Origin of the sequence: Pseudomonas sp. (assembly GCF_050739655.1) — a bacterium.
Taxonomy (GTDB): Bacteria; Pseudomonadota; Gammaproteobacteria; order Pseudomonadales; family Pseudomonadaceae; genus Aquipseudomonas.
The window spans coordinates 1-21,987 of sequence record NZ_JBOIBY010000051.1; the positions used below are offsets into that span (position 1 = coordinate 1).

Genomic DNA, 21,987 nt, shown 5'->3' on the forward strand with positions numbered 1-21,987 from the left:
AGGCGCCGCGAACATTCAGGATGCTCGCGTCATCGTTAACGTTTTTCGCGAGCAAGCTCGCTCCTACAATCACAGACAGATCAGGCTATCTGCGCCTTCGACGCCAACCCATCAAACGTCACCTCATCCAGCGCATCCTCCTGCTCATCCAGTACTTGCCGCGGATGGTCATTGCCGGGAATGCTGCTGTCGAGCAGGCTCAGTAAACTTGAGCCCCGAGGCGTCAAAATGTAATTGGACCCGGTGCCTCCCTGCTCCTCAGGCCGAGGCTCGATGTAACCCCGCTGCAGCAGTAACTTTTCGTACTCACCTGCTACCGCTTTCAGATGGTCAAGGTTCTCTGTCTGCTCACCTTCCGACGCTTTTTCCGCTGCGTACTGCTCGGCATAGGGCCGGGGTGTGAAGCTGGCTTCACCGCGCTGCACTTCGTGCAGCAAGCGCTCAATCAAATCCCAGTTATAAGTGGTCATCCTGATTCAACCTCCGGTGCCCGTTGATGAAGGGGCCTTCATAGGTTGTGACCGACGCTGCCCGCAGCCGTTCAGACGAGGTTTTTACCGCGACCGACCGGCGGTATGTCGAATTACTGGCAAGCCAAACGACTAGGCTGTGTAAGTCACCTCCCAGCCCCACGCAGGAGAAATCACCATGAACCTTCAAAATCATCCCGTCGTGTCCCGGGAAGAATGGCTCGCCGCCCGCAAACTGCACTTGGCTCATGAAAAAGCCTTCACCAAAGAACGGGACAGACTCAGCGCCGAACGCCGCGCCCTGCCCTGGGTGAAAGTCGATAAGGACTACCACTTCCAAGGCCCCAACGGCGAACTGAAGCTCGCCGACCTGTTCGGTGACCACAGTCAGTTGGTCATCTACCACTTCATGTTCGCTGAAGGCTGGGACGAAGGGTGTCCCGGATGCTCGTTCCTCAGCGACCACATCGACGGCGCCAACCAACACCTGGCCCACCACGACATAGCCATGGTGGCGGTTTCCCACGCCCCGTTCGCCGAGTTCCAGGCATTCAGGCGGCGCATGGGCTGGAAGTTCGATTGGGTGTCGTCAGAGGGTTGCGACTTCAACTACGACTTTGGTGTCTGCGCCCGAGCGGAAGAGGTTGCTGACGGCAAAGCCACTTACAACTACGAAAAAACCGACGGCTCGGAGGAGGAGCTACCTGGCCTGAGTGTGTTTTATCGCAATGAGGCTGGCGAAATTTTCCACACTTACTCGACTTATGCCCGAGGTCTGGACCTGTTGGTGGGTGCCTACAACTATTTGGACCTCACTCCCAAGGGCAGGAACGAAGAGCAGATCATGGAATGGGTCAAGCATCATGACCGGTATGAGCAAGGGGCACAGGCCAGTTGCTGCCACGCATCGTCCCAAGGATGAACTTTTGATACCCCATGGCCTCAACCGAGTAACCGCCCGACACGGATCCGAGGCCATGCCCATGAAGACCCTGCTCAAACTCACGCTCGCCGCCACCCTCGCCTGCGCCCTTCCTGCATGGGCTTGCACGCCAGAAGAAGCCACCGCCAAGCGCGAACAGCTGGCCAAGGAAGTGACCAGGCTCACAGAACAAAACCCGGCCAAGGCCAAGGAGATCAACGACGAGCTGCAGAAGATGGACCTGAGTACGGCCGCCAAAGACTTGCCGGATAAATGCCAGTTGATCGATCAGCGATTGAAGGAGCTGGGAGCGGCGGAAAAGAAAACCGAGAGCTGATAACGACTACCCATAAAAAAACCGTTTTTTTATGATCGTTCCCACGCGCAGCAAAGGAACGCAGCCCGGGACGCTTTGCGTCCCAATCAAGAGCCGAACGCAGAGCGTCCGTTGAGGCATTCCCACGCAGAGCGTGGGAACGATCTGTGATGCTAGTAAACACCAAAAAAAACCGGACATCTGTCCGGTTTTTTATGTGGCTGGCCAAGACGCTTATTCAGCAGCCGGAGCTTCTGGCTTGCGGCGCTTGAGCGGGGCCATGCCGTCCTTGCTGACCAGCGACGGAGCCTCGGCCTTCGGGCGGTTGGCGCTCTTGCGTTTGGTTGGTGTCTTGGCGGCAGTTTTTTTCTTGTCGCCCTTTGCGTCAGTCTTTTTCTTCTTCACGCCGACGGCTTTACCCGAGGCCTTGACCTTTTTCGGTCCGCCGTAGGTGCCTTTGACTTCCTTGATGGTGCGGCGCTCGAAGCTCTGCTTGAGGTAGCGCTCGATGCTCGACATCAGGTTCCAGTCGCCGTGGCAGATCAGCGAGATGGCCAGGCCATCGTTGCCCGCGCGGCCAGTACGACCGATGCGGTGAACATATTCGTCGCCACTGCGCGGCATGTCGAAGTTGATCACCAGGTCCAGGCCGTCCACGTCCAGACCGCGAGCGGCGACGTCGGTGGCGACAAGGATTTTTACCCCGCCCTGCTTCAAACGATCGATCGCCAGTTTGCGATCTTTCTGGTCTTTCTCGCCGTGCAGCACGAACGCTTTGTATTCCTGCGCCACCAGACGACCGTAGATACGGTCTGCCATGGCACGGGTATTGGTGAACACGATGGCCTTCTGATAAGTCTCGTTGGCCAACAGCCAGTTCACGATCTGTTCTTTGTGCTGGTTGTGGTCAGCGGTGATGATTTGCTGACGGGTGGTGTCGTTCAGCTGGCTGACCGCGTTGAGCTGCAAGTGCTCAGGATTGTTCAGCACCTTGGCGATCATCTCGCGCAGACCGGAGCCACCGGTGGTGGCGGAGAACAACATGGTCTGCTGACGATTCGGGCATTCGTCGACCAGGCGCTGTACGTCTTCGGCAAAACCCATGTCGAGCATGCGGTCGGCTTCGTCGAGTACCAGCACTTCGACTTCTTTCAGATCGAGGTTGCCAGCGTTCAGTTGCTCGATCATCCGGCCCGGTGTGCCGATCAGGATGTCCGGCACCTTGCGCAGCATGGCCGCCTGGACCTTGAAGTCTTCACCGCCGGTGATCAGGCCGGACTTGATGAAGGTGAACTGCGAAAAGCGTTCAACTTCTTTCAAGGTCTGCTGTGCCAGCTCGCGGGTCGGCAGCAGGATCAGGGTCTTGATGCTGACGCGGATCTTGGCCGGACCGATCAGGCGGTTGAGGATCGGCAATACAAATGCAGCGGTTTTGCCGCTACCGGTTTGCGCCGTCACCCGCAGGTCACGCCCTTGCAGCGCCAGCGGGATAGCCGCGGCTTGCACAGGCGTTGGCTCGACAAATTTAAGCTCGGCCACGGCTTTGAGCAGGCGTTCGTGCAGGGCGAATTGGGAAAACACGGGTGCTACCTCGAAGAAATGCAAAAAATCAGCTGCATAGGGTAACGGTTTCGAGCGCGAAGGCCGAGTTTCTTTATGCAATCGGCAGTAAACAGTGGCTTTTTTGTTGCCTGATTTATCCATGAACGTAATACAAAGCGTCTTAAATGCTCTAATCGTCCCTCGTGTCCTACAGAAGAATCGTTTTTGACCATGGATATCAAACAGCTCTGGATCAACCTATTGGACCTTTGGGGCGCCCTCGATAAGCATCCGCTCGTGTACTCCAGCCTGTCGCTGTTGCTGCTGCTGGCGATTGCGCTGGTCCTCGGACGGGTGGCGCGCTATCTCATACTGCACGCGGCCAAGATGCTCGCCCGCCAGCCGGCGCTGCACTGGGTCAATGATTTTCTGCAAAACAAGGTGTTTCATCGCCTGGCGCAGATAACCCCCTCGTTGGTGATCCAGTTCGGCCTCCATCTGGTGCCGGACCTGAGCAAAACCACCCTGAACTTTCTCGGCAACGTCGCGTTGTCATTCACCTTCCTGTTTCTTTTGCTGGCCGTCAGCGCCCTGCTCAATGCATTGCTGGACATCTACGCCCGCACCGAGCACGCCCGCACACGTTCGATCAAAGGCTACGTACAACTGACGAAGATGGTCCTGTACGTGTTTGCCGCGATCATCATCGTCGCCACGTTGATCGACCGTTCGCCGCTGTTGCTGCTCTCGGGTCTGGGTGCCATGTCGGCAGTGATCCTGTTGGTCTACAAGGACACGCTGCTGTCATTCGTCGCCAGCGTGCAATTGACCAGCAATGACATGCTGCGAGTTGGCGACTGGATTGAAATGCCGCAAGTCGGTGCCGATGGCGACGTGGTGGACATCACGCTGCACACGGTCAAGGTGCAGAATTTCGATAAGACCATCGTGTCGATCCCGACCTGGCGCCTGATGTCCGAGTCGTTCAAGAACTGGCGCGGCATGCAGGCTTCAGGTGGTCGCCGCATCAAACGCAGCCTGTTCATCGACGCCAGCGGCGTGCGATTTCTGCGCGATGAGGAAGAACAGAAACTGTCGCAGGTTCATCTGCTCACCGACTATATGACGCGCAAGCAAGCCGAGCTCAAAGCGTGGAACGAAGCCCAGGGTAACGTCGCCGCGATGTCAGCCAACCGCAGACGCATGACCAACATCGGCACGTTTCGCGCCTATGCACTGGCTTATCTAAAGAGCCACGCAGAGATCCAACCGAACATGACGTGCATGGTTCGCCAGATGCAAACCACTGCGCAGGGGATTCCGCTGGAAATCTATTGCTTTACCCGGACGACGGCGTGGGCCGATTACGAGCGGATTCAAGGGGATATTTTCGACTATCTGCTGGCGGTATTGCCGGAGTTCGGCTTGAGCCTGTACCAGCAGCCGAGCGGTACGGATTTACGCGCCGGGCTGCTGCCGGCGATGCTGGGTGCAAGCCACATTCCCGAGCCGGAAAAACGCATGATGTAACAGCACGATCGTCTGTAGGAGCTGCCGGAGGCTGCGATCTGTTGATGTTCAAGATCAAAAGATCGCAGGCTCCGGCAGTTCCTACACGAGGCTCGCCTCTCGTCTGATGCCCAGGCGACTAATCCACACCGCCATCAAAATCACCGAGCCGCCCAACAGCAATCGCCCCAACTCTTCATGCTGATTCCAGATCAGCAGATTCATCAGCAAACCTATCGGCACATGCAGGTTGTTCATGACTGCCAACGTCCCGCCATTGACCAGGCACGCGCCTTTGTTCCACCAGTACAGGCCCAGTGCAGTCGAAACCAGCCCGAGAAATAGCAGCACGCCCCATTGCAGCGGTGCTTCAGGCAGAAAGTTCTGTTTGCCGAACAGCAGGAACGCCGGCAAAGCCACAGCCAATGCCCCGAGGTAGAAGTAACCGAAGCGCCGGTAATGCGGCAGATCACTTGGATGTCTGGCGACCAAATGCTTGTACAGAACCTGTCCGGCGGCATAGGTGAAGTTGGCCAGTTGCAGCAGCAGGAAGCCCATGAAGAAATCCGGATTGATCCGGTCAAAGCGAATCACCGCAGCGCCCGCTACCGCCACCAACGCCGCGATCAAGGCCCAGGGATTGAAGCGACGGTTCAGCGCATCTTCGATCAGGGTCACGTGCAGAGGCGTGAGGATGGTGAACAGCAGCACTTCCGGCACGGTCAGCACCCGGAAGCTCAAATACAGGCAGACGTAGGTCACGCCGAATTGCAGCGCGCCGATCAACAGCATGCCGCGCATGAATGCCGGTTCCACTGAGCGCCAGCGCGTCAATGGAATGAACACCAGCCCCGCCAGCAGCACACGCACCAGCACGGCAAAGTAACTGTCGACATGACCGGCCAGGTACTCGCCGATCAAACTGAAGGAAAACGCCTGGATCAGCGTGACAAAAAGTAGATAGCCCATGCTCGCCTCGTTTTGAATGGCGGCGACGATAACGGGTTTTCCCATTGATCGCGAGATACCCAGAGAGCTGTAGGAGCCGAGCTCGCTCGCGAAAGCGGTGGATCAGATGCTTTGATATTGACTGACACTGCGCCTTCGCGAGCAAGCTCGGCTCCTACAGGTTTTTTTGTCGTTCATTAAATCGCGGGCGAAAAAAAGCCCGATCTCGCTAAAGCGTTCAATCGGGCTACGGCACTCAGGAGCAATAAGTGCAAAGGGAGGTTCGATGCGCGTACAGGCTTGAAGGGTTGCGCCAGGTCACTAGACCATCCAGCGATTATCTGGCGATTAACGGGTCAGGCCACTTGGGAAAGCTTGGCGTTCGCCTGGTTCAGGCCTTTCTCCTGGAAGTCGCCTCCCAGGTTCATCCCTTCGGCGTGAATGAACGTCACGTCGTGAATGCCGATGAAGCCCATGACCTGGCGCAGGTACGGTTCCTGATGATCCGCCGCGCTACCGGCATAGATCCCACCGCGAGCCGTCAGCACGTAGGCGCGTTTGCCGCTGAGCAAGCCTTGTGGACCGGTTTCGGTGTACTTGAAGGTCACACCGGCGCGCAGCACATGGTCGAGCCAGGCCTTGAGGGTGCTTGGAATGGCGAAGTTGTACATCGGCGCCGCCATCACCAGTACGTCGGCTGCCAGCAGTTCATCGGTCAGTTGATTGGAGCGTTCCAGCGAAGCCTGTTCGATATCGTTGCGCTGATCCGCAGGCTTCATCCAGCCACCCAGCAAATTGATGTCCAGATGCGGCACCGGATTGACGGCCAGGTCACGAACCGTGATTTCGTCCTTCGGATGCGCCGCTTTCCACTGATTGATGAAGGTCTGGGTCAGTTGACGGGAGACCGAATCTTGCTGACGGGCACTGCTTTCGATGATCAGAACGCGGGACATGGGATGTAGGCTCCATCTGGGAATGTTGTAAGTCGATGGAGTGAAGGTTAAACAGTGTTATATCGATGAAAAAGCGCAAATAACTGCTATAACCAATCGATAAATTCGTTTATAAGCGGAGCGTGGCTGGCGAGCCTGCTCCGCTGGTGATTATTGCGGCTTGCAGGTCATGCTGATGTAGAGCTTGATGATCTTGCGGTTGAACTTGGCGGAAAGGTTAGCGCTTTTGCCGGCGTCAAGATTGATTCTGCGGGTCTTGGGGGATTCAGGGCCATTGCGAAACACCACTGCACAATCGGCGGCTTTGTCGCCGTAGTTGTTCACGGTGATGGAGCCCATGTCGTAATCGGAGGCGTATGTCGTGTAGTCGATCTTCAAGCCATTGAGTTCTTTTTGTACGTCGATCGGGTAAGCGAATGCAGTCAGCGGCAGCATTGTCAGTACCACATAACAGAATTTTTTCATGCAGCAGTCTCCAATAAGAACTGCGCAGCTTAGGACAACAGGAGCTCATCATGAAAGCGCCCCGCGTGACCCTTGATCAATGGCGAACGCTTCAGGCCGTGGTCGACCACGGTGGTTTCGCCCAGGCCGCCGAAGCGCTGCACCGCTCACAATCATCCGTCAGCTACACCGTGGCACGCATGCAGGACCAGCTCGGCGTGCCATTGCTGCGCATCGACGGGCGCAAAGCGGTACTGACCGAGGCCGGTGGCGTGTTGTTGCGCCGGTCCCGGCAACTGGTGAAACAGGCCAGCCAACTGGAAGACCTGGCCCATCACATGGAACAAGGCTGGGAAGCCGAAGTGCGCCTGGTGGTAGACGCCGCTTACCCCAGCGCCCGCCTCGTCCGTGCCTTGACCGCGTTCATGCCGCAAAGCCGTGGCTGTCGCGTGCGTCTGCGTGAAGAGGTGTTATCGGGTGTGGAAGAAGTGCTGCTCGAAGGCGTCGCCGACCTGGCGATCAGCAGCTTCAGCATTCCCGGCTATCTGGGCGCGGAATTAAGTGATGTCGAGTTCGTCGCGGTCGCCCATCCAGAACATCCCCTGCACCGTCTCAATCGCGAACTGAATTTTCAGGATCTGGAAAGCCACCTGCAAGTGGTCATCCGTGACTCCGGTCGCCAGCAGCCACGGGACGTCGGCTGGCTCGGTGCGGAACAACGCTGGACCGTCGGCAGCCTCGCCACCGCCGCGACGTTTGTCGGCAGCGGCCTGGGGTTCGCCTGGTTGCCAAGGCACATGATCGAGCGGGAGCTGAAGGAAGGGACGCTCAAGCTGCTACCGTTGGATCAGGGCGGCAGTCGCAACCCGAGCTTTTACCTGTATTCGAACAAGGACAAACCCCTGGGCCCGGCGACGCAGATTCTCGTCGAGCTGCTGCGCACCTTCGACACCGCGCCGCTGGATGCACCTTTCGCCGCCCCTGAACAAGCCTGACACGGAGTGTATGCATGGCCTATTTCGAACACGATGGTTGCAACCTGCACTATGAGGAATATGGCCACGGCACGCCGTTGCTGCTGGTGCACGGCCTGGGCTCCAGCACCCTCGACTGGGAGAAACAGATCCCCGCGCTGGCTGCCCACTACCGAGTGATCGTCCCGGATGTACGCGGCCACGGTCGCTCCGACAAGCCTCGCGAGCGATATAGCATCGCCGGGTTCAGTGCAGATCTGGTGGCACTGATCGAGCACCTCAACCTTGGCCCGGCCCATTACGTGGGCCTGTCCATGGGCGCAATGATCGGTTTTCAGCTGGGCGTGGATCAGCCCCGGCTGCTCAAGAGCCTGTGCATCGTCAACAGCGCACCCGAAGTCAAACTGCGCAGCCGAGACGATTACTGGCAGTGGTTCAAGCGCTGGAGCCTGATGCGTGTCCTCAGTTTGCGCACCATCGGCAAAGCCCTGGGTGGCAAATTATTCCCCAAACCCGAGCAGGCAGATCTACGACAAAAAATGGCCGAACGCTGGGCAAAAAACGACAAACATGCTTATCTCGCCAGCTTCGATGCCATCGTTGGCTGGGGTGTTCAGGAACGACTGTCGAAGGTCTCCTGTCCTACCCTCATCGTCAGCGCCGACCGTGACTACACGCCGGTCTCGCTGAAAGAGAATTACGTAAAACTGCTGCCCGATGCACGGCTGGTGGTGATCGCCGACTCGCGTCACGCCACCCCGCTGGACCAGCCCGAACGCTTCAACCAGACACTGCTCGAGTTTCTCACCGCAGTCGATACCACTCCAATCAGGATCACTGACCCATGCTGAAAAAAATCGCCCTCGCCGCTGGTTCCGTTCTGTTTGCCGCCAACCTGATGGCGGCGACGCCTGCCAAGGCGCCACATGTATTGCTGGAAACCACCAATGGCCAGATCGAAATCGAACTGGACCCGGTCAAGGCCCCGATCAGTACCAAGAACTTCCTTGAGTACGTCGACAGCGGCTTCTACAACAACACGATTTTCCACCGCGTGATTCCGGGCTTCATGGTCCAGGGCGGCGGATTCACCCAGTCCATGCAACAAAAAGACACCAAGGCGCCGATCAAGAACGAGCACAACAATGGACTGGTCAACGTGCGTGGCACCTTGTCCATGGCGCGCACTTCTGTGCCTGACTCGGCCACCAGCCAGTTCTTCATCAACGTCAAGGACAACGACTTCCTTGACCAGGGCGACGGTTACGCCGTGTTCGGTAAAGTGGTCAAGGGCATGGACGTGGTCGACATCATCGTCAACTCGCCAACCACCATGCGCAACGGCATGAAAGACGTGCCGGCTGACCCCGTGTTCATCAAGTCGGCCAAGCGCATCGACTAATACTAAGCTGGACAAGGATGTCCGAGCTGTTGCCGGTTCTGCCGGCAACGCTCAAACCGTTTAAAGGAGAGCCCGTTTTCGGGCAATAAAACAATGCTTTTTCGCCGCTTTGAAAAACTGATCGACATCTTCCGCGATGCCCCATCGGCGGCTCCGCCGGATCGGGTACTGCCCTTCTATACCTATTACCTCAAGCAGGTCTGGCCGAGCTTCGCCGCCCTGCTGATCGTTGGTCTGTTCGGTGCATTGATCGAAGTCGCGCTGTTCAGCTACCTGAGCCGTATCATTGACCTGGCCCAGGGCGCGCCCAACGCTAACCTCTTCAAAGAACATGCCCTGGAACTGACCTGGATGGTGGTGGTGGCGCTGATCCTGCGCCCGGTGTTTGTCGGCCTGCATGACCTGCTGGTGCACCAGACCCTCAGCCCCAGCATGACCAGCATGATCCGCTGGCAAAACCACAGCTATGTGCTCAAACAGAGCCTGAACTTCTTCCAGAACGACTTCGCCGGACGTATCGCCCAACGCATCATGCAGACCGGCAACTCCCTGCGCGATTCGGCGGTGCAAGCGGTGGACGCCCTGTGGCACGTGCTGATCTACGCCATCAGTTCGCTGGTGCTGTTCGCCGAAGCCGACTGGCGCCTGATGATTCCCCTGCTGACCTGGATTGTTGCGTTCATCAGCGCCCTTTATTACTTCGTGCCACGGGTCAAGGAGCGCTCAGTGGATTCCTCAGACGCGCGCTCCAAACTCATGGGGCGAATTGTCGATGGCTACACCAACATCACCACCCTGAAGCTCTTCGCCCATACCAACTTCGAGCAGCAGTACGCCCGCGAAGCGATCAAGGAACAAACCGAAAAAGCCCAGCTGGCCGGCCGCGTGGTGACCAGTATGGATGTGGTCATCACCAGCATGAACGGCTTGCTGATTGTCTGCACGACCGGTTTGGCCCTGTGGCTATGGACGCAGTCGCTGATCAGCGTGGGAGCCATCGCGCTGGCCACGGGATTGGTGATCCGCATCGTCAACATGTCCGGCTGGATCATGTGGGTGGTCACCGGCATTTTCGAAAACATCGGCATGGTTCAGGACGGGTTGCAGAGCATCTCGCAACCGGTCAGCGTCACCGACCGCGAACAGGCCAAACCCTTGGCCGTGGCTCGCGGTGAAGTGCGTTTCGAGGACGTTGACTTCCACTACGGCAAACAGAGCGGGATCATTGGCGGCCTGAACCTGACCATCAAACCCGGTGAAAAAATCGGACTGATTGGCCCGTCTGGCGCGGGGAAATCGACTCTGGTCAATCTCCTGTTACGCCTCTATGACGTGGAAGGCGGGAAGATCCTAATCGACGGTCAAAACATCGCCGATGTCAGCCAGGAAAGCCTGCGCGAACGCATCGGCATGATCACCCAGGACACGTCGCTGCTGCACCGTTCGATCCGCGACAATCTGCTTTATGGCAAACCCGACGCCACCGATACCGAACTCTGGGAGGCCGCACACAAGGCCCGGGCCGACGGGTTTATTCCTTCGCTGTCAGACGCTGAAGGTCGCATCGGTTTCGACGCCCATGTGGGTGAGCGCGGAGTAAAACTCTCCGGTGGCCAGCGTCAGCGGATCGCCATCGCCCGCGTACTGCTCAAGGACGCGCCGATCCTGATCATGGACGAAGCCACCTCGGCATTGGATTCGGAAGTCGAAGCAGCGATCCAGGAAAGCCTGGAAACTTTGATGCAGGGCAAAACCGTGATCGCCATCGCCCACCGACTCTCGACCATCGCACGGATGGACCGGCTGGTAGTGCTGGAGAACGGCAAGATCGCCGAAACCGGAAGCCATGCCGAACTGCTGGCGCTGGGCGGTTTGTATGCGCGGTTGTGGCAACACCAGACGGGTGGGTTCGTCGGTATAGATTGAATCCCGACATCACCACAAAACCTGTGGGAGCGGGCTTGCTCGCGAAAGCGGTGTGTCAGAGACAAATGAATCGACTGACACGGCGCCTTCGCGAGCAAGCCCGCTCCCACATGGGGTTGTGTGAATCTTTGCAGATCACTCCTGTCGGTAGGGCAACGCCGTCCGTGCCTCTTCGGCATACGCCAGCACTCCCAGCCGTTCTTGATGCAGGAAGTCTTTGACCGCAGCCTTCAACCCTGGATGGCGCAAGTAATGCCACGAATGGGTAATCACGGGTTCAAACCCGCGAATCAACTTGTGCTCACCCTGGGCCCCGGCATCAAAACGCTGGAAGCCATTGGCAATCGCGTAATCCATACCCTGATAGAAACACGTTTCAAAGTGCAGGCGATCGAACTCAGCCAGACAGCCCCAGTAACGACCGTAAAAACTGTCGCCTCCCACCAGACTGAACGCCATCGCTACTGGCCGTGAACCTTGTTTGGCCAACACCACGCGAATCGACTGCGGCATGCGCTCGGCCAGCAGGCTGAAAAACTCTCGCGTCAGGTAAGGCCTCTGCCGCCGCACTGCGTAGGTATTGGCGTAGCAGGCAAACACAAAATCCCACTGCGCCTGATCCAGTTCCCGGCCTTCGAGCCACTCGAACTCAATGCCCTGCCCCGCAACCTGCTCGCGCTCCTTGCGCATCTGTTTGCGCTTGCGTGAACTCAGTACATCAAGGAAATCCTGAAAGTCGCGATAACCGCGATTCTGCCAGTGATACTGACAACCGATGCGTTGCAGCCAACCCGGCTGTTGCACCAGCGCGGCATCAGTAAACGCATCCGTGAAGTTGATGTGGGCACTGGAAAGTTCTTCGATTTCCAGATAGCCCGGCAGGCTCTTGAGCAGTTCGAAACCGTCTTCCACGCTGGCCGCCAACAAGCGCGGACCGCTGACCGGGCTGAAGGGTACGGCGGTCAAGAGCTTGGGGTAGTAATCGATGCCGGCGCGTTCGCAAGCATCAGCCCAGGCGTGGTCGAACACGTACTCGCCGTAGGAATGCCATTTGCGATAACTGGGCAATGCGGCGATCAGACGATCACCTTCGATGTGCAACAGATGCTCAGGTTGCCAGCCGGAATGAGGTCCGATGCTGCCGCTGTCTTCCAGGGCGCTGAGAAAGGCGTGAGACAGGAATGGCTGAGTCTCGGGCACCAGCGCATCCCATGTTTGTGGCGCGATTTCGCTCAGACTCTGCAGACGTTGCAACGGCATCACCATCCTCACTCTTCTTCGCGTGAAAGCCTCGCGAGTATCGCCGATCGCACTCTTTTGCACACGATCAATTCGACGACAGCGCTCTAGCTCAATAGTTCGCGATGACTTTGTATCGTCATCAACACGCCATCACATTGCCACTGCACTGTAATAAACCATCGCGATACTGGCGCCTGTTTTTAGAGCGCCGGGTTATATCCGGCCACTGTTTTCCGTCCATCAATGGTCGGTTGTGCCCTGGATGGTCTAGCCATCCACTCTCATCTTCGGAGATTGATATGCGTCTTGCTTCCACGAAAACTGCGGCAGCCCTGTGTGGCGGTCTGCTGCTGGCCATGAGTGTTCCGGCCAGCGCCGCAGTCGACGCCAAACTGCTCGACATGCTCAAAGCGAACGGCTCGATTACCAACGCGCAATACAGCGAACTGCAAGCCGAGCTGGCCAGGGACCAGAAAGACCAGCAAATCGCTCGTCAGGCTCAACAAGAGACTAATGAGCAGATCGCAGCCACCGCGAAGAAAACCGATGCTCTGAGCTCCTTCGACCAGAAACTGGCCTGGGCTGCCAAGACCCAATTCAAGGGTGACGTGCGTTTCCGTCAGGAAAACGTTCACAACGATGGCGTTTCGAACAACAAAGACCAGGATCGCCAGCGCATTCGTGCCCGCCTGGGTGCCTATACCGAAATCAACCCGCAAGTCGACACCGGTATCCGTATTGCCACCGGCAACAACGATGACCCTCGCTCCACCAACCAGAGCCTGGACAACTACTTCGACAAGAAGCAGATCTGGCTGGACCAGGGTTACCTCGACTATCACCCCGACGCCATCAAGAACCTGCACATCGTTGGCGGCAAGATGCCACAGCAATGGGTGAGCATGGGCGACGTGATCTGGGATAGCGACATCAGCCCGGAAGGTCTGTCCCTGTCTTACAAATACCCACTGAGCGGCGGCACCGAACTGTTCGGCAGCGCCGGTCACTACACCCTCAAGGACAACGTCGACGGCGACGGTGTGCAGTTCAAGCACGACCTGCGTCTGTACGCGGGTCAGCTGGGCGCGCGCTTTGCCATTACCGACAACCTGAAAATGACCCTGGGTGGCAGCGTCTACGCCTACGATAACGACAACGACATCACCCCGCTTGCCGGCGTGATCCCAGGCCAACTGGCTATCAACGGCAACAGCCCGAACGAACAGTTCAAGCTGTATGAAGGCTTTGGTCAGCTCGACATCGGCGGCCTGGCAGTACCGCTGTCGCTGTACGGTCAGTACGTCAACAACAAGGACGCCAGCAACGATCAGGACACTGCCTGGCTGGCCGGCCTGAAGACCAAGATCTATGGCTTCGGCGTGGACTACAACTACCGCGACGTGCAGCGTAACTCTGTAGTCGGTGCTTTCACCGACTCCGACTTCGCCAACGGTTTCACCGGTTCGCGTGGCAGCAAGTTGAAAGTGAGCTACGAGCTGGACAAAAACTTCACCCTCGGCGCCACTTACTTCATGGCTAACTCCGACTACACCAACGCTACTTTGAAAGACTCCGACATCGACACCCTGCAACTGGATGCCGAAGCGAAGTTCTAAAAAGGCAGCAAGAAGCAGCGGCAAGCTTCAAGCTACAAGTTGAAGATTCACGCGCACGACTTGCAGCTTGCAGCTTGTGCCTCATAGCTGCTTCTATTCAGACTGGCGTTGGTCAGACGGTCCCCATCATCCGTCCGCCAGACCAACGCCAGGTTGTGTTCCAGCTCTGCAACGCCGGCAGAATCAACGACGATCCTCCACCCGCGACTGGCTTTTGCTCCAGTCGGTCAACAAGCTGTACGCCACCGCCAGCAACGTCGGGCCAATGAACAAGCCGATGAAGCCGAACGCAATCAGCCCGCCAAACACCCCCAGCAGCACAATCACCAGCGGCAAGTTACCGCCACGACTAATCAGGTAAGGCTTGAGCACGTTGTCCACGCCACTGATGATGAATGTGCCCCATATCCCGAGGAATATCGCCATCCCGTACTCACCCTTCCAGGTCAGCCAGGCCGTGGCCGGAATCCACACCAGCGGTGGCCCCATGGGGATCAGGCTGAGCATGAACGTCACGATACCGAGCACCAGCGCCCCGGGCACACCGGCAATCAGGAATCCGATCAACGCCAGAACCGCCTGGGCCGCCGCCGTGCCGATCACACCATTCACCACCCGTTGCACGGTACCCACCACCAGCTCGATGTAATACCCGGCACGATGGCCGATCAGACGTTCCAGCAGCCCATGGACAAACGCCGCCAGGCGCGGCCCGTCACGATAGAAAAAGAATACGAAGACAATGCTCAAGGTCAGCTCGAGTATGCCGCTGCCAATCTGCGCACTGCGCGCCAGCAACCAATTGCCGACCTGGCCGAAATAGGGCTTGAGCGAGACCATCATCGCCGCGCCCTGCTGATCGACGCTGTTCCAGATGCCTACCAGGCGCCCGCCCACCAGCGGAATACCACCCAGCCAGACCGGCGCTTCCGGCAGCCCATCGACCTGTACATCCTTGATGAAGGCCGTGGCATCACGCACGTGATCCGCCAGGTTGAACCCCAACCACACCAGTGGTGCCGCCACCAGCACCATCCAGCCCACGGTCAAAAGCGCGGCAGCCAGGGATTCGCGACCATTGAGCCAACGGGTCAGCAAACGCATCAGGGGCCAACTGGCAAACGCCAGCACCGCGCCCCAGAACAACGCCGACCAGAACGGCGCCATCACCCAAAAGCTCGCGCCAAACAGCACCAGGAGCAGGATCTGCACCAACAATCGATCGTTATTGATCATCTGAAGTCTCGAAAAACGATTTACCAAAAGAATAGGCGAACGCGACGGGCGCGTTCGCCGGGTGAAGCCTAGCGCAAGAGCTGGATGTGCAGGCCAGAGCCTTCGACGCTGCCGGTTTCCATTCGCGCCGCACGCACGCCCTGGTCGATTAACGACTGACGCCAGGCTTCGGCATTCGTCCCGGAAACACTGACCCGAAGTGTCGTGTCCAGGTTCAAGCCGCGAGAAATCAAACGCAGCCAGGTGTCGTCAGGTGCATTGGTGAGTTTGGGGAAGTCGAGCTCGCCGGTACTTTTGAGCTCTCGAAGCAAAGTTGCAGAGGTCGGCAATAAATCGCCCAGCGGTGCGCTGGCCTCAAATTGCTCGACGTGAAGATAGGCTTTGCGATTGCCACGGGTGATGCTGTAAAGCGCCACCAGGGTGTTGTCCCGAGGCGCGGCCAGCCGTAAAAGGAGATAGGCCTGTTCGTTGTCGGAGCCGTAGAGCTTGGCGTTGCCAAACACCTCATTGGCCCACAGGCTGCTTTCGCCGCAATCCCGGGCCTGGCACCAGAACAGCAACTGGGCGTCCTGCTTTTGCAAGGCTTCGCGGGCAGCGGTGAAGGCCTCTGTCGCCGAATGCTCCGGTGGCAATTCGTAAGTCACCGACGTGGCATTGCCACGGGCGCTGACCTGGCCGTCGAAGCGCAACTGGCCGCTGATCTTGCGGATCGAGCCCAGCGGATAAATCCGCTCAAGCTCAACCGCGGGCCGATAGTCAACGATCTGCGCGTCGACCATACGCGGCACGATCGGCAGATCCTGACTGCCGGGCACATCGGCGGCAAATGACAAGGGACTGAAACAGCACAGCACCAGCAGACTGAATGAACGCATGGATAGACTCATCGGATCAGCATGGCCTGGGCGCCCTTGACGACACTGTCGTCATCAGAGCGTTGCGGCACCAGCAAACCACGCTGTACCGCGGGACGTGCCTCCATGGTCGACATCCAGCGTTGCAACGCTGTCAAGCCGTCCACCGAAACGCCGGACCACTCGAAGCCACGTACCCAAGGAAAAGTTGCGATGTCGGCAATGCTGTACTCGCCGGCGAGAAACTCAGCGGCCTGCAAGCGTGCATCGAGCACCTCATAGAGGCGGCGGGTTTCGTGTTGATAGCGGTCGATGGCGCCCTGGAGCTTTTCCGGAAAGTAACGGAAAAACACGTTGGCCTGGCCCTGCATCGGACCAATCCCGCCCATTTGAAACATCAGCCACTGCAACACCACCGAGCGCCCCTTGGGGTCGGTGGGCAACAATTTGCCGGTCATTTCAGCCAGGTAAATCAGGATTGCACCGGATTCGAACACGGCAAAGTCGCCGTTGGCGCGATCGATAATCGCCGGAATCCGGCCATTGGGGTTGATCTTGAGGAAGTCCGGGGACTTCTGTTCCTTCTTGTCGAAACTCAAGGCGTGCACCGTGTAGGGCAAGCCGAGTTCCTCGAGCACGATAGAGACCTTGTGGCCATTCGGGGTCGCAGCGGTGTAGAGATCTATCATGGTTGTCTCCCATTTCAACCCGCCAAGCCTCGACAGTTGCCCGGTGCAAGTCAAGGAATGGCGAAGAACCGATTGAAACAGTCTGCGACAAGGTCGGCACCGAACTCGTCATTCAGGTGCAAATGATGGCCGCCTGGCAGCTGTTCACGGCTAAAGGGTAGACGCTCCAGCAGTTCGGGATGTTTGGCGAGCATGCCATCGGCAGCCACTACCAGTTTTGCTGGGCATTCGACTCGCTGGACGAAGGCCATGGCCTGTTCGGTTGTAAGGCGCAAAGGCGATGGCAGCGTCAGGCGACTGTCGGTGCGCCAGGTGTAACCACCCGGCACGGGCATCAAGCCACGTTGGGCCAAGAACTCGGCGGCTTCGCGACTGACCGCCACCAGCCCTTTCATTCGAGCTTCGATGGCGCGGTCAAGGGTGCCGTAGACTGGCTTGCGCTTTTCTCGCAGATCCAGCTGTGCCTGCAAGGCCATGCCCATTCGCTCGGCAGCATTTTCGCCTTTGTCTGTAGGAGGAATGACGCCATCGATCAACGCCAAATGAGTCACTCGCTCCGGCAACGACCCGGCGATGATCAACGAAGCAATCGCGCCCATGGAGTGTCCCAACAGCGCAAACCGCTTCAAGCCAAGCTGTTCGGCGACTTGCAGCACATCATGGGCATAGTCCCACATGGCGTAACCGGCACCGGCCGGGCGATGTCCCGAGTGACCATGCCCCGCCATGTCCAGCGCAATGATGCGCAGGCCGTTGAGCTTTGGCGCCAGGCGGGCAAAGCTGTTGGCGTTATCCAACCAGCCGTGCAGGGCAATTACCGGCAATCCGTCTTCAGGACCAAACAGATGCGCTGCCAGCTCGATATGCGGCAGGCTCAGACGGACTTCTTCAACGACGCTGCTCATGCGCAATCCTGGTGGTGAACGTCCCAGCGACCAAACAGGCTCTTCAGCAACGAGGCCGTGTCCTGCGGGCGTTCGAGGGGGAACATGTGGCCACCGGGCATGGTCAGGGACTCGCCCAACGGCATGCGCCCGACCGAACTGGCGTGATGGCGCATCACCACCCGACTCTCGTGCCCGCGAACCACTGCCAACGGCACTTTCAATTGCCGCGTCAGACCTGGGCTGGTATGGGGGACGCCACGGTAGATGCTGATTTCCGTGGCGGGATCGAAACGCAGGCGCAGCTTGTCGCCGACCCGGTGCAGACCGTGTTGCAGGTAGGCGTCGAAACACTCGGGATCGAAACTGCGGAACAGGGTTTTACCCGCGAAATAGTGACGGGCGCTTTCGAGGTCAGGGAATTCTTCACGACGGCCCAGGGTGCGCCCAGCCGGCGTCAGGCGATCAATGAAACCGAAGCGCTTGGCCGCGCGGATGACCCATTGGTCGGGGCGGGTCAGTACCGGCGAATCGAGCATCACCACACCGCGATACAGCTGGGGGCAGCGCAACGCTGCGTGCAAATGCAAGACGCCACCGAAAGAATGGCCGACGCCCCACACCGGTTCCGGTTGCTGTTGCAGGTGATGGATCAACTCATCCACCAGGTTGTACCAGTTGTCGTCCGCCGGGAAACGCGGGTCATGGGCATGCTGCTCCAGATGCGTCACCTGATACTCAGGCGCCAGCGCCGCGAACAATTTGCCGTAGGTCCCCGAAGGAAATCCATTGGCGTGGGCGAAAAATATCCGTTGCGACATACCGGCAAATCCATGAGCGAGAACAGGCCTTGATTGTCCGTAAGACCGCGCCTGGCAGCAATGACCGTAACTGACAGGAATGATGACAGTCCGGTCAAAGCTATGGACGGCCATCAACGCGCAGGCGGGTTCTCACCCAAAGGCACCACCGCCATGGTCAAGCGCGATACACAGCTGGCCTTGCCTTCATCGCTGGTGAGCCGAATGTCCCAGACATGGGTGGTGCGGCCGATGTGAATCGGCTTGGCCACCGCTGTCACCCGTCCACTGCGCAAGCCACGCAAATGGTTGGCGTTGATTTCCAGGCCCACGCAATAAAACTTGCTGCTGTCGATGCACAGATAGCTGGCCATGGAGCCGACGGTTTCGGCCAGCACCACCGATGCGCCGCCATGCAGCAAGCCAAAAGGCTGGTGAGTACGGTGGTCGACGACCATGCTCGCGGTCAGGGACTCTTCATCAACGGCTTCGAAACGAATGTCGAGCACTTCACCGATGGTGTTTTTCTGGAACGCGTTCAACTGTTCGATGTTGGGAGTGGCACGCCACAGGCTCATCACAGATTCCTTGTTGGTTTTATTCGTGACTCAATCCTGCCACAGCACCGCTTCGCTGCGCTCGCTCCATTCTTCGAACCGCTCACCGTAAGCGGCTTCGATGACGTTACGCTTGATCTTCAACGTCGGCGTGAGAAAACCGTTCTCTACCGCCCAGCTGTCCTTGACCACCACCAGGCGTCGCAATCGTTCGTGCTTGTCGAGTGCGCCGTTGACCTCTTCCAGCAGTTTTTCCAGGCTGGAGTGCAAACCTGCCCGCGCCTCCTGTTGCCCGACAGCTGAGAGCACGCACAAGCCCAGCGGCGCACTCAAGCCATCACCGACCACACAGACCTGCTCGATACGCGTATGCACCGCCAGGCGATTTTCAATCGGGGCCGGGGCCACGTATTTACCTTTGCTGGTCTTGAAGATTTCTTTCAGGCGCCCGGTCAGCCGCAGGTTGCCTTCAGCGTCTTCTTCCCCCTTGTCGCCGGTATGCAGGAAACCGTCCTCGGTGATGGTATCGGCGGTTTTTTCAGGCTCCTTGAAATACCCGAGCATGGTCGCGCCGCTGCGCACCAGCACCTCGCCCGAATCATCAATCCGCACTTCGACGCCAGGACACGGCTTGCCGATCCAGCCAGGTTTGTTCTGGCCCGGCAGGCAAATATGCGAGTAACCGCAGCTTTCGGTCATGCCGTAGACCTCCAGCACGTCCAGCCCCAGCTTGCGGTACCACAGCAGCAAGGTCTGCGGCACGGGTGCGGCGCCGGACAAGGCCACACGCAGAGCGTCCAGCCCCAAACCAGCGAGGACCTTGTGCCCTACCCGCTTGCCGATGATTGGCAAGCCAAGCAGAAAATCGAGGCGCTTGGCCGGGATCTTGCTGTAGACACCCATCTGGAACTTGGTCCAGATTCGCGGCACACCAAACAGAGCGGTGGGTCGCGCTCGTTTCAGATCGGTGAGAAAGGTGTCGAGACTCTCGGCAAAAAACACGGTTTGTCCGGTGTAGATCGAAGCCATTTCGACGAACATGCGCTCGGCCACGTGGCATAGCGGCAGGTAGGACAGTAGTCGATCCGTTTCAGTGAGGCCAAACAACTGGGTGCCACGGGTGGTGGCAAATCCGAGGTTGGCAAAACTGTGCATCACACCTTTGGGCATGCCCGTGGTGCCGGAGGTGTAGATGATGGTCGCCAGCTGGTCAGCGGCGGGTTTGGGGTCGTCCTGGATAGGTGAGCTGCGTTGCAGATCGGCCCAGCTGAAGTCGAAGGTGCCCGGCGGATGTAGCGGCAGACTGATGGTCGCCAGATCCGGATCTAGCCCACGGGACATGCCAGGCCAATCGTCCAGCTTGCCTATAAAGGCCAGTGCCGCTTCCGAATGCTCAAGCACCTGGGCCACGGACTCGGCCGTCAGGTTCGGGTAAAGCGGCACCGAGACATGCCCGGCCATCCAGATCGCCAGATCGGCAATGATCCAGTGCGCGCAGTTTTTCGAGATCAGGGCGATGTGACTGCCCTGGGGCAACTCCCGCGCTCGCAACCAATGTGCCGCGCAACGTGCCTGATGACCGACGTCGGCCCAGGTCAGGGTTTCGACTTGCCCACCGCCGATGGGCTGAACCAAAAAGCGCTGGCGCGGATGGCGGGCCTCACGCTCGTAGAAAACGTCCAGCGGCAAACGAAAAGCAGCAGACATGCGACTCGCTCCTTTGTTTTTGGTCTGGAGCAAGCGTAGCTAACCAAGCAAGTGCTTGGTTGAAATTTGTAAGAAAAAAAGCAGATCAAAAGATCGCTGCCTGCGGCAACTCCTACAGGATGCGCACCATCCGATGCAGGAGCTGCCGCAGGCTGCGATCTTTGTTTTATGGGTGCTTGATGCTGCTGAGCTTCATCGCGCCGATCACCAGTTCCGCGCCCTTCAATTCGGCCAGGCCCGCGGTGCTGACTCTTTCCGGCGGATGTCCGGCGCCATGCTGCAGATAGCTCAGCAGGCTCCCTACCAGCGGATTGTGACTGACCAGCAGCACATTACTGACCGAGACCATTTGCTCGGCCACCTTGTCCGGTTCAGTGTCCGGGGTCAGCCATTCAACGGTGCGGATTTTCGGTTCGAAACCCAACGCGTCGCGTACCAGTTCCGCCGTCTGCTGCGCTCGCAGGTACGGGCTTGCATAAATCGCCGTCAGCGGTTGCCCTATCAGCAGCGCGGCGCTGCGCAGGACTGCCTCGCGACCGTGGTCCGTCAATTCCCGCTCCGAATCGTGGGGGCGGGAGCCGTGTGGTACGGCTTCACCATGACGTAATACCCAGATGTTCATAACTTGGGTTCCTCATCTCGGGCCGGATGCGGGGCTGGCGCCACGACGTGCGGCGCTTCACCTTCCGGCGTACGCGGCGTCGGCCAGTCGGCGAACGGCCAAGGCTTCTGGTCGCTGTGAAAGCTGCCGAAACGACCGATCTGCGCCAGGAACTGGCTCAGGCTGTCGCCGAAGTTCATTAAACTGGCGCTCGGTGCGCCGTATATCAAACGATAGATCAACTGCACCAGCACCACAGCGCCAAGGATGAACTGCGCTACTTGCCAGACCAGCACAAAGACGATCATCCACAGCACACGCAATACAATGGACTCGTATTTGGCTTCCACTTTTTGATCGCTCATGTCTCGCTCCGTTCCAGTAAAGTAGTG

The 21,987-nt window shown here is 58.4% G+C and carries 22 protein-coding genes and 1 pseudogene; 8 read left to right on the forward strand and 15 right to left on the reverse strand.

Translation table 11 applies throughout. The features are described 5' to 3' along the window. Positions 1-80: 80 nt before the first annotated feature. Positions 81-470: a transcriptional regulator gene (locus tag ACRESJ_RS03020; RefSeq protein WP_431756573.1), complete on the reverse strand. Its 390-nt coding sequence runs from the start codon at positions 468-470 to the stop codon at positions 81-83. Positions 471-648: 178 nt separating this feature from the next. Between ACRESJ_RS03020 and ACRESJ_RS03025 the strand changes: the two genes are divergently transcribed. Next, a complete protein-coding gene (locus ACRESJ_RS03025) occupies positions 649-1,392 on the forward strand; it encodes a DUF899 domain-containing protein (protein ID WP_431756574.1) in 744 nt (247 codons plus the stop codon). 61 nt (positions 1,393-1,453) lie between these two features. Continuing rightward, a complete protein-coding gene (locus ACRESJ_RS03030) occupies positions 1,454-1,729 on the forward strand; it encodes a hypothetical protein (protein ID WP_431756596.1) in 276 nt (91 codons plus the stop codon). 213 nt (positions 1,730-1,942) lie between these two features. Here ACRESJ_RS03030 and ACRESJ_RS03035 read toward each other — a convergent pair whose 3' ends face one another. After that, positions 1,943-3,289: a DEAD/DEAH box helicase gene (locus ACRESJ_RS03035; RefSeq protein ID WP_431756575.1), complete on the reverse strand. Its 1,347-nt coding sequence runs from the start codon at positions 3,287-3,289 to the stop codon at positions 1,943-1,945. A gap of 192 nt (positions 3,290-3,481) precedes the next feature. Here ACRESJ_RS03035 and ACRESJ_RS03040 point away from each other — a divergent pair, with 192 nt between their 5' ends. Then, positions 3,482-4,780, forward strand: coding sequence for a mechanosensitive ion channel family protein (locus tag ACRESJ_RS03040; protein WP_431756576.1), 1,299 nt, complete (start codon positions 3,482-3,484; stop codon positions 4,778-4,780). An 81-nt stretch (positions 4,781-4,861) separates the two neighbouring features. On the opposite strand, the gene ACRESJ_RS03045 is transcribed toward ACRESJ_RS03040, so the two are convergent. From ACRESJ_RS03045 to ACRESJ_RS03055, 3 genes are all read right to left on the reverse strand, one after another. After that, positions 4,862-5,728 carry a carboxylate/amino acid/amine transporter gene (locus tag ACRESJ_RS03045; RefSeq protein WP_431756577.1) on the reverse strand — a complete coding sequence of 289 codons (867 nt, stop codon included), beginning with the start codon at positions 5,726-5,728 and terminating at the stop codon, positions 4,862-4,864. Positions 5,729-6,063: 335 nt separating this feature from the next. Continuing rightward, positions 6,064-6,663: an FMN-dependent NADH-azoreductase gene (locus ACRESJ_RS03050; protein ID WP_431756578.1), complete on the reverse strand. Its 600-nt coding sequence runs from the start codon at positions 6,661-6,663 to the stop codon at positions 6,064-6,066. Between the two features lie 150 nt (positions 6,664-6,813). Continuing rightward, a complete protein-coding gene (locus ACRESJ_RS03055) occupies positions 6,814-7,128 on the reverse strand; it encodes a 3-phosphoglycerate kinase (protein WP_431756579.1) in 315 nt (104 codons plus the stop codon). Positions 7,129-7,178: 50 nt separating this feature from the next. Here ACRESJ_RS03055 and ACRESJ_RS03060 point away from each other — a divergent pair, with 50 nt between their 5' ends. The 4 genes and pseudogenes from ACRESJ_RS03060 (at position 7,179) to ACRESJ_RS03075 (ending at position 11,409) form a co-directional block, all read left to right on the forward strand. Then, positions 7,179-8,102 (forward strand): LysR family transcriptional regulator, encoded by a 924-nt coding sequence (locus ACRESJ_RS03060; protein ID WP_008060097.1) that lies wholly within the window; start codon positions 7,179-7,181, stop codon positions 8,100-8,102. 14 nt (positions 8,103-8,116) lie between these two features. Continuing rightward, positions 8,117-8,922: pseudogene (locus tag ACRESJ_RS03065) on the forward strand (alpha/beta fold hydrolase). Positions 8,923-8,925: 3 nt separating this feature from the next. After that, positions 8,926-9,483: a peptidylprolyl isomerase gene (locus ACRESJ_RS03070; RefSeq protein WP_431756580.1), complete on the forward strand. Its 558-nt coding sequence runs from the start codon at positions 8,926-8,928 to the stop codon at positions 9,481-9,483. Positions 9,484-9,576: 93 nt separating this feature from the next. After that, positions 9,577-11,409, forward strand: coding sequence for an ABC transporter ATP-binding protein (locus tag ACRESJ_RS03075; RefSeq protein WP_431756581.1), 1,833 nt, complete (start codon positions 9,577-9,579; stop codon positions 11,407-11,409). Positions 11,410-11,544: 135 nt separating this feature from the next. Here the strand turns inward: ACRESJ_RS03075 and ACRESJ_RS03080 are convergent, their stop codons facing one another. Then, positions 11,545-12,669, reverse strand: coding sequence for a GNAT family N-acetyltransferase (locus ACRESJ_RS03080; protein WP_431756582.1), 1,125 nt, complete (start codon positions 12,667-12,669; stop codon positions 11,545-11,547). A gap of 281 nt (positions 12,670-12,950) precedes the next feature. Between ACRESJ_RS03080 and ACRESJ_RS03085 the strand changes: the two genes are divergently transcribed. Next, positions 12,951-14,267: a putative porin gene (locus tag ACRESJ_RS03085; protein WP_431756583.1), complete on the forward strand. Its 1,317-nt coding sequence runs from the start codon at positions 12,951-12,953 to the stop codon at positions 14,265-14,267. A 183-nt stretch (positions 14,268-14,450) separates the two neighbouring features. Here the strand turns inward: ACRESJ_RS03085 and ACRESJ_RS03090 are convergent, their stop codons facing one another. The 9 genes from ACRESJ_RS03090 to ACRESJ_RS03130 all read right to left on the reverse strand — a co-directional run bounded on the left by ACRESJ_RS03090 (position 14,451) and on the right by ACRESJ_RS03130 (position 21,960). After that, positions 14,451-15,503 (reverse strand): AI-2E family transporter, encoded by a 1,053-nt coding sequence (locus ACRESJ_RS03090; RefSeq protein ID WP_431756584.1) that lies wholly within the window; start codon positions 15,501-15,503, stop codon positions 14,451-14,453. A 68-nt stretch (positions 15,504-15,571) separates the two neighbouring features. After that, positions 15,572-16,378, reverse strand: coding sequence for a DUF4892 domain-containing protein (locus ACRESJ_RS03095; RefSeq protein WP_431756585.1), 807 nt, complete (start codon positions 16,376-16,378; stop codon positions 15,572-15,574). 8 nt (positions 16,379-16,386) lie between these two features. After that, positions 16,387-17,046, reverse strand: a complete 660-nt coding sequence (locus ACRESJ_RS03100) for a glutathione S-transferase family protein (protein WP_431756586.1) — start codon at positions 17,044-17,046, stop codon at positions 16,387-16,389. A gap of 50 nt (positions 17,047-17,096) precedes the next feature. After that, a complete protein-coding gene (locus ACRESJ_RS03105) occupies positions 17,097-17,951 on the reverse strand; it encodes an alpha/beta hydrolase (protein WP_431756587.1) in 855 nt (284 codons plus the stop codon). Then, positions 17,948-18,751: an alpha/beta fold hydrolase gene (locus ACRESJ_RS03110; protein ID WP_431756588.1), complete on the reverse strand. Its 804-nt coding sequence runs from the start codon at positions 18,749-18,751 to the stop codon at positions 17,948-17,950. The genes ACRESJ_RS03105 and ACRESJ_RS03110 overlap by 4 nt, the downstream gene beginning before the upstream one ends. A 113-nt stretch (positions 18,752-18,864) precedes the next feature. Beyond that, positions 18,865-19,308, reverse strand: coding sequence for a hotdog fold thioesterase (locus tag ACRESJ_RS03115; protein ID WP_431756589.1), 444 nt, complete (start codon positions 19,306-19,308; stop codon positions 18,865-18,867). A gap of 30 nt (positions 19,309-19,338) precedes the next feature. Further along, positions 19,339-20,994, reverse strand: coding sequence for an AMP-binding protein (locus ACRESJ_RS03120; RefSeq protein WP_431756590.1), 1,656 nt, complete (start codon positions 20,992-20,994; stop codon positions 19,339-19,341). A gap of 166 nt (positions 20,995-21,160) precedes the next feature. Then, positions 21,161-21,616, reverse strand: coding sequence for a phosphohistidine phosphatase SixA (sixA, locus tag ACRESJ_RS03125; protein WP_431756591.1), 456 nt, complete (start codon positions 21,614-21,616; stop codon positions 21,161-21,163). Then, complete coding sequence (locus ACRESJ_RS03130) at positions 21,613-21,960, reverse strand: DUF4389 domain-containing protein (RefSeq protein ID WP_431756592.1); 348 nt, start codon at positions 21,958-21,960, stop codon at positions 21,613-21,615. Before ACRESJ_RS03130 ends, sixA begins: the two co-directional genes overlap by 4 nt. Positions 21,961-21,987: the final 27 nt, after the last annotated feature.